Origin of the sequence: Gilliamella sp. B2838 (assembly GCF_026536185.1) — a bacterium.
Taxonomy (GTDB): Bacteria; Pseudomonadota; Gammaproteobacteria; order Enterobacterales; family Orbaceae; genus Gilliamella.
In genome coordinates this window covers 1-7,924 of sequence record NZ_JAFNOO010000021.1, presented here as the reverse complement: position 1 = coordinate 7,924, position 7,924 = coordinate 1, and the positions used below count along the sequence as shown (strand labels likewise).

The window sequence follows — 7,924 nt, the reverse complement described above, 5'->3', positions numbered from 1 at the left end:
AAGGTGTGTCAGAGTCTGATATGTTAGCGATTCTTGCCAGTAAATCACGGGACAATAGCCGAACGCCAATGCAATGGGACAACACTGCCAATGCAGGATTTAGCCAAGGTAAACCTTGGATTGAGGTGGCAAACAATTACCCAAAAATCAATGTGAAGGCAGCGCTTGATGATCCCAATTCAATCTTTTATTGCTATCAAACCTTAATCAAATTACGCAAAACATATCCGATCTTTATTTTCGGTGACTATCAAGATCTAACGCCTGATGTTGCTAATTGTTGGTGTTATGTCAGACATTGGAATAATCAAACGTTACTTGTGATAGCCAATCTGACCGAAAATAGGGTTAAATGGCAATTACCTAAAGCATTAGAAAATAGTTCTTGGCAAAAGTTGTTAAGTAATTACTCAAATCAAACAGTGCTCGAAGGTGAAATGGTATTACAGCCTTATGAAGCAACGTATTTGTTGCACGAAACGGATTAAAGGAAATATTGTTTTTTTAATAAAACGATTATAAAAGCGTAATCTATTTAAGATTACGTTTTTTTAAAATTGTTTGAAACTAACGACCGAAATCTAACTAAATAAAAAGCATTTTCACTAACATTATCGTGATAAAACTATGGTGTCCTTCCTTTAATTCATCACTAATCCTGATAACTTATCTATATAATTTAATTGAAAAAAGATTTAAAAAAGTTTGCAAACAACCCAAAAAAAGGTATTTTATAATCTGTTTTAGGTTATTTTTTAATATGAATTAATTTCGTAGCCTGAAAGCTGTGGGTAATCTTAGTAGTACGCCCACATGTGGTCTAGTTAAAAAATAAAATTAAATAATTAGTTATAATAATAGTCGATATAACATTGCTGTTCACATGAAGTATGAAAAGAGGAAATTATGAAGGAAGAATTAGCTACTTTCTTTACTCCATTTGGTAAAGGTGTAGATGATGGGATTAATGGCGGAATCAGCCATAATCGTTACACATTAAATATTGAAGAACTAGGCTCAGCGATATCGGTGTTAGATGTCACCACGCAAGAAGTGCTAAATCAACCGTGGCATTACCTTATCTCCTTTACCTGCAGCAACAAACAGATCTCCCTTGATTCAGTACTAAATAAAAAAAGCCTCCTTTCGTTTTAATTCTGCGAATACTAATATTGCCTCAAAGGCATTAACTGCAGTGAATGTATTAAAATCCTTTGCTCCGTTGGACTCTTCATAAACCTCACTATTACCGTCAGACGATGCACGCATTGTGTACGGGGTCATTACCGAGTTTAGTCAGTTATCGGTCAATAAAGATGAAGCACATTATCAGGTGGTTCTCTCCTCATCACTGGCAAGACTGGCACTTAGCCATAACAGCGCTATCTTTCAAAATCAAAATGTAGTGAGCGTGGTTGAGGAAGTGCTGCGAGGTCATGGTTTTACCGGTATTGATTACCGCTTAGAATTAAAAGACACCTATCCGGTCAGGGAGTTTATCACTCAATGGCAGGAGAGTGACCTTGCTTTTATCCAGCGGATTTTAGCCGATGTGGGTATCTGGTTCCGCTTTGAACCTCATCCGGAGCACAGCTGTGATGTGATGGTGCTGAGTGATTATGAACAAGGTTATCAGCAGGCAAAAGATATTGACTATAAACAACTGAGTGGCACTTTAGATGCGGGTGTGGACAGTGTTTGGGATATCAGCTTACACAGTCAAACGGTTGAAACTTCGGTTAAAGTTCAGGACTATAATTACCGTACAGCAGGTGAGGATTTACAAACTGACGTAAACAGCCAACCGACCAATATAACCACTTACGGCACAGATTACCGTTATGAAGAGCATTATAACGCACTAAATGATAACGGCAACGCGAGTGCTGATACCGATGCTGATAACAGAGCAGGCAGTGACCGCAATGCAGTCAATAGCAATAGTTTTGTTGAAGGAGAGCTTAATGGCAACAGCGGAAGACACAGTGATAACAGCATTGAGAGTGGCGAATGGTATGCCTGTATTCGCCATGAATATGCGATAAGCCGTCAGGTTATCGTCAGCGGTAAAAGTAACCGCGGTCAGTTATCACCGGGTCAGCATATTCATATTACTGGTAATCCGTTAGCTAATACACAGGACGGTTTTTTGATTTTAAGTGTGGAAGGTCGTGGTAACCGTACGGATGCTTATGAAGTGCAGTTTACCGCCATACCGTATCAGACATTAAAACCATACCGACCCAAACCAACAGACTGGCCACAAATCAGTGGCACCTTACCGGCAAGAATTACCAGTCCGGATAATGACACATACGGTTATATTGACACGATGGGACGATACCGGGTTAAGTTTAACTTTGACCTGAAAAGCTGGAAGAATGGTGAAGAGAGCTTATGGGTGAGACTGGCGAAACCTTATGCCGGTGACAGTTACGGTTTCCACTTTCCGTTAATTGACGGCACGGAAGTGGCGATTGCATTTACCAACGGTAACCCTGACCGTCCTTATATTGCTTATGCGATGCATGACAGCAACCACCCAGACCATGTGGCAACCGCCAACAAACACCGTAATGTGATACGCACACCAGCGAATAATAAATTACGGATGGATGATAAACGCGGTCAGGAGCATATTAAGCTATCGACGGAGTATGGTAAAACGCAACTGAACATTGGTCACTTAGTTAATCAAAACAAATCACAACGGGGTGAAGGGTTTGAGTTAAGGACAGATGAATGGGGCAGTATTGCTGCGGCTAAAGGCTTATTCCTCACCACCGCAACTGAGCCGAAAGCACAGGGTAAACAACTGGATATGCAAGGTGCAATTAGCCAGTTAGAAAATGCCTTATCAATTGCCAAAGCGCTGCAAAATGCCGCCAAAGAGTCTGAAGCACACGGCGCCGATACCGACAGTCAGGACCAGCTGAAAAGCTCACTGACACAATTATCACAAAGTGGCTTCTTAGCTTATGCCGATGAAGGTATCGCCTTAACCAGTCCGGAGAACATCCAGCTCTCAACCAGTAACAGCATCGCACTCACTAGTGAAAACCAGACCGATATCACGGCACTCAAAACTATTACCTTATCCGGTGGTGACTCACTGGGATTGTTTGCCCATAAATCGGGTATGAAACTGTTTGCCAATCAGAGTGACGTGGAAGTGCAAGCACAAAATGACAATCTGGTTATGGCAGCTAAACAAGACATTAACATTGACAGTGTTGACAGCGATACTCAGTTAACCGCATCAAAAAAGATAACCCTAATCTGCGGCGGCTCTTACATCAAAATCAGCGAAGAAGGTATTGAACTGGGAACATCCGGTAATGTTTATCTCAAATGCAACGCCATGCAAAAAATGGGACCTGCTTCACTATTTTTACCAACTACTGAATTACCGATAAGCCCTGTAATGCTTTTAGATGAACAAGAGTACCAGTTGAATTTACAAATCAGTGATATCCCCGGTAAAAATGGTATCAATTATGGGAGTTCAGAATGGAGAATCGTATCGGCAAAAAGTGCTGATGATGCGTTAATGACCGATGAAATTATTACTCAAGGTAAAACAACTCAGACAGGCGAAATAGAAATATCACCCGATGAATCAAAAGAGCTTATTAAGCGTTTCAACAAAAGTCCAGGATATTTATGGATTGTGAATAATAATATTGCCTACCAGTTGCAATTTTCGACATTAGATAAAACCGATGAAAATAAAAATATTAAAGCAGCACGAGCAATGGGTTATGGAAACGAAGTATTAAAGCAAAAAGATGAATTTTTAAGTGCGGTAGAAAATAATTCGCAAATTAAAAAGAATCAACTTATAAATTCAATAAAGAAATAATGGTATATAAATGGCGGAACATAATAAAACACATCTTTTACTTGATAAAGAAGGTGAAGAAAACTACACATCGACAGTAACAGAGGATATTTGGCTATATGATATTAATGAGCGTGGAATTAGAAATAATTTTGCCGAACCAACACATAAAAATAGTGTAAAAGCTTATGTGCAAGGTTATGACTATTTTCAGGATTTAATTGCTGATATTCGAAGTGCTGAAAAAGAAATTTATATCACAGGCTGGCAAGTTAACTGGGATGCGATGCTAACACCAAACTTACGTTTAGTTGATTTATTACTTGAAGTGGTGCAGAAAAATGCAGAATTAAAAATTTTTATTTTACCTTGGAAATCGCAGTCTGTCGCCGTCGATACCAATGATCAAGATACCAGAAACGTTTTAAGAAACTACATAAATGAATATATTGGGCGTGAAGTGATTTTTGTCCGATTGCATGATTCAAAAAATGACGAACCATACTGGAGTTATGCAACGCAAATGTTTTTCTCTCATCATCAAAAGTGTATCATCATTGATAGAAAAAAAGCATACGTAGGTGGAATAGACTTAGCTTATGGACGTTACTGCCATGGTTATAATCTCGATCCGAAAGCTGATAATAGACAAGTGTTAAATCGTTATAATCCTTGTGTGAGATTGATGGGGGATAATAAAAAAGAAATAAGCCTATCATTTAAGCCAAGAGATCATTCTACGATTAAACAAAATACATTTTGGCAATCACAAATATTTGATAAAAAGCATTTTGACGCAACCCAAACAACACTAGCGGATAATCAACCCATTATGCCATGGCAAGATGTTCACGTTAAAATTGAAGGTAAAGCAGTATTTGACTTAACTTTAAATTTTGTACTACGCTGGAATCAAGCTGACTCACCAAATAGTGAATACAAAAGAAATAATGTATCTGATTATTGCATACATAAATCACTTTCATTACCCACACAACAAGAATATGATGGAATAGTTGATAAAGGTAATATTAGTGTACAAATATTAAGAAGTGCGCCAGCATATATGCGTAATTGGGAAGCAATGTCAGCCATATTGAGTAAAGATGTAGACTTAAATAATGGTGTTGAAGGTCTAAATAAATTAGCACCGAATGTTCGTCTAAATACTAATACTACATCAAAACCACAATCTGATATTTATCAGGTGATGCAAAAATTAATTAACAAAGCCAAACGCTATATTTATCTGGAAAACCAATTTTTTATCTCTGATTATGGTCGTCCGTCCCACGCTTCTTTAAATGATGCACTATCAGAGGCAGCAAAAATAGAAACACCAATCAAACCTTGGATAACAAAATTTTTATCTATTACGGCTAATGATTTGCCTGAAAATAAAATTGTACAAGCATTAAGCGATAAAATTGCCAGTGTCATTTTTGCATTTAAACCCGAACCATTTCATGTCTATATAACTTTACCTGTACATCCGGAAGGGCTTTTAAATACGGGCTCTATTATGGCTACCATTCATCAAACCATGCAAACTATTGTATTTGGTAGTGATAGTCTGCTTAACCGTATTCGCAAACATCTATGGGTATATCAACAGCTGGTTAAAGATAAAGCACCACGAAAAAACTGGCAAAAATTGCGACCTACCTATTACGATAATATGGGTGAAGATTACAAAACAATAGAGTTAGAAGAGTGTGATAAATATGTTACCTTACTTAATTTGCGCAGTTGGATTCAGTTAGGGGATCGCACTCTCACTGAACAAATTTATGTACATAGCAAATTAACTATTGTTGATGACCTGTATGTATTAGTCGGCAGTGCCAATATTAATGACCGTAGCTTATTAGGCGGGCGAGATTCCGAACTTGCTGCATTAATTGTTGATAATGATTCACAAACCATTAATTGCCCCGAACGCGGCATACCTATACCAGTTAGAAAATTTGCTTATGAATTACGAACCAAAATTTGGCAAGGTTTATATGGCCAAGGTTTAGAAAAGGCGATTGAAGTCCCAGAACTTGCCAGTAGTGTTAACAAAATCCGCTCCCGAGCTAAAAGTAATACTGATATTTTTGAATCGGTTTTTCCATTTATACCAAGGAATTATTTAAGTTTAGAATATGTTGATGATACGAAAGATGAAAATGTATTTGCATCAATTTGGCCTGCATTAAATTATAATAAATTAAGAAAATTTGATAATGAAAAATTGGAAGAGTCAAAGTCTCTAGACGAAGAGATTGATAAATATAACGGGATATTCGGAGCCACGAATCAAGAGCCTATTGCAAATCAGGAAGAAGCATTAAAAAGAATGTATAACAAGGAATATTTCACAGAAAAATTATTAATGCCTTTTAATAAAATTTTTTGGCAAAATTATTCTATTAATGATGCTAATGTATTAAAAAACATTAGAGGTCATATCACATTAGTCCCCCTCCATTGGACAGAAGATGAAAATAACGCTATCACTTATCATATTCGGTTAGTAACTTAAGGATTCCCTATCATGAAAAAGATTTTTTTATTAGTCAGTCTTACTTTTTTTAGTTATGTAGGTCAAGCGGCCGAGATCAACTATAAAACCGAGTGTATTGGATCCTATACCTTAGATTTACCCGATAATCTTGAAGTGGCACTTTATCCGACAAATCAGTACTTTAAGCCAAAATCCCGTTTTCCTGTTTATTTTCAAGATGGTAAATGGGCTATTCTATCTACATTTAATTATAATCAAAATAATTTATCGATTACTGCAAAATGGAGTGATGAAGAGTTAAAAAATGCAAAACAACAAATAGCTTTAGAAAATCAGAATATTAAAACTAATAATTCTAATGATATAGTGAAATTGTTGAATGAAAACAATATGTTGGGGTTTTATGCAAAAAAAGGGGGGCGTGTAACTTTTTTTGAGAATAATACAATATATTCATTTTTTACAACTAATAGTCATCAAGGTGAAGATAAAAATCTTGAATTTTATAAACAAAACGCCGAAGCAATTATTAATGGTTTTTCTACCCGTGAACTGTTTGAAGTGCCGCATACCGCAGGAAAATGTATTCCCTTTGGCTTTGTCGCCGGTAATGATGCCTCCTTACCCCTTATTTTAACCGTCTCTTTTCGGTTAAAAGAACACCCTGATATCGTTATTTCATTTACCGAAAGTACAAGTTCTTTTACCAATCTTATGCGCTTTGATGCCAAAGACGAAATCAATCTATTTTGGAACAGTAATTACGATATAAGTAATCTCAATATTAAAAACATTAAATTACTAGGCTTTCCTATAAAGTATCGTGATATCAAAATGGACGGACGTAATGGCTTAGCGGGTTTTGTTGAAATACGTTATAAAGATAAATCACCGTCCGACTATGGTTATTACGGCGTAGTGTCTTACTATTCCCGAAACACGCCAAACAGCAAAACCAACCACCCATGGTTACAGCTATCTGTTATTGGCAAACAAAGTGAAGCAAAAGGAAAAATCCCCTTAACAGAAGATGAAATCTACCAAATGGCAAAAACCATTGAAGCATCAATAAAACGTAGAGCAACAGAACAATAATTAACAATCAACATAAGTAATTACATGGAATATAAGATAAATAAAAGGGGGAACAAATTAATAATTCTATCCTATGCCTTAATTTATTTACTATTATTGTATACAGTTAATTGTGAAAAAATTATTTAGGAGTGTTTACCGTTTGATCTATTTTTTCGATGAATAAACATTCATGCAATTTAAACTTAGAATGTTTGCTTTCTTACTTATTGTCTAACCAAATTTGCAGATAACGTTGGCGCCGCTTTACTTGGCAATAGTTAACCAACAATAAAAATCGTTTTTACTTCATTAACCACATAAAATAGCGCTGCCATTTGACTGCCGTATTAGTGCTAATGCCTAATTGTCGTTTAATGATTTTGCATGTTTCGCCTTACAGCAATAAATCAATAAATTGCCGAAGGTGTGTCAGAGTCTGATATGTTAGCGATTCTTGCCAGTAAATCACGGGACAATAGCCGAACGCCAATGCAATG

The 7,924-nt window shown here is 36.6% G+C and carries 5 protein-coding genes; all 5 read left to right on the top strand.

Annotated elements, in window-relative coordinates:
- On the top strand, positions 1-488 hold a 488-nt coding region (locus tag J3U63_RS13280), incomplete at its 5' end, for an alpha-glucosidase C-terminal domain-containing protein (RefSeq protein ID WP_323849529.1).
- A 418-nt stretch (positions 489-906) separates the two neighbouring features.
- Positions 907-1,155 carry a hypothetical protein gene (locus J3U63_RS12800; protein ID WP_267371783.1) on the top strand — a complete coding sequence of 83 codons (249 nt, stop codon included), beginning with the start codon at positions 907-909 and terminating at the stop codon, positions 1,153-1,155.
- A 115-nt stretch (positions 1,156-1,270) separates the two neighbouring features.
- A complete protein-coding gene (locus J3U63_RS12795; RefSeq protein ID WP_267371781.1) occupies positions 1,271-3,862 on the top strand; it encodes a type VI secretion system Vgr family protein in 2,592 nt (863 codons plus the stop codon).
- Between the two features lie 10 nt (positions 3,863-3,872).
- Entirely contained in the window at positions 3,873-6,368 is a 2,496-nt protein-coding gene (locus J3U63_RS12790; protein WP_267349232.1) for a hypothetical protein, read from the top strand.
- A gap of 12 nt (positions 6,369-6,380) precedes the next feature.
- Positions 6,381-7,445 carry a T6SS immunity protein Tli4 family protein gene (locus J3U63_RS12785; RefSeq protein ID WP_267371780.1) on the top strand — a complete coding sequence of 355 codons (1,065 nt, stop codon included), beginning with the start codon at positions 6,381-6,383 and terminating at the stop codon, positions 7,443-7,445.
- Positions 7,446-7,924 lie beyond the last annotated feature (479 nt).

What these genes read in the sequence shown, in the direction of transcription:
- J3U63_RS12800 (WP_267371783.1), top strand. Translation starts at nt 907, where the DNA reads ATGAAGGAAGAATTAGCTACTTTCTTTACTCCATTTGGTAAAGGTGTA.
- J3U63_RS12790 (WP_267349232.1), top strand. Translation starts at nt 3,873, where the DNA reads ATGGCGGAACATAATAAAACACATCTTTTACTTGATAAAGAAGGTGAA.
- J3U63_RS12785 (WP_267371780.1), top strand. Translation starts at nt 6,381, where the DNA reads ATGAAAAAGATTTTTTTATTAGTCAGTCTTACTTTTTTTAGTTATGTA.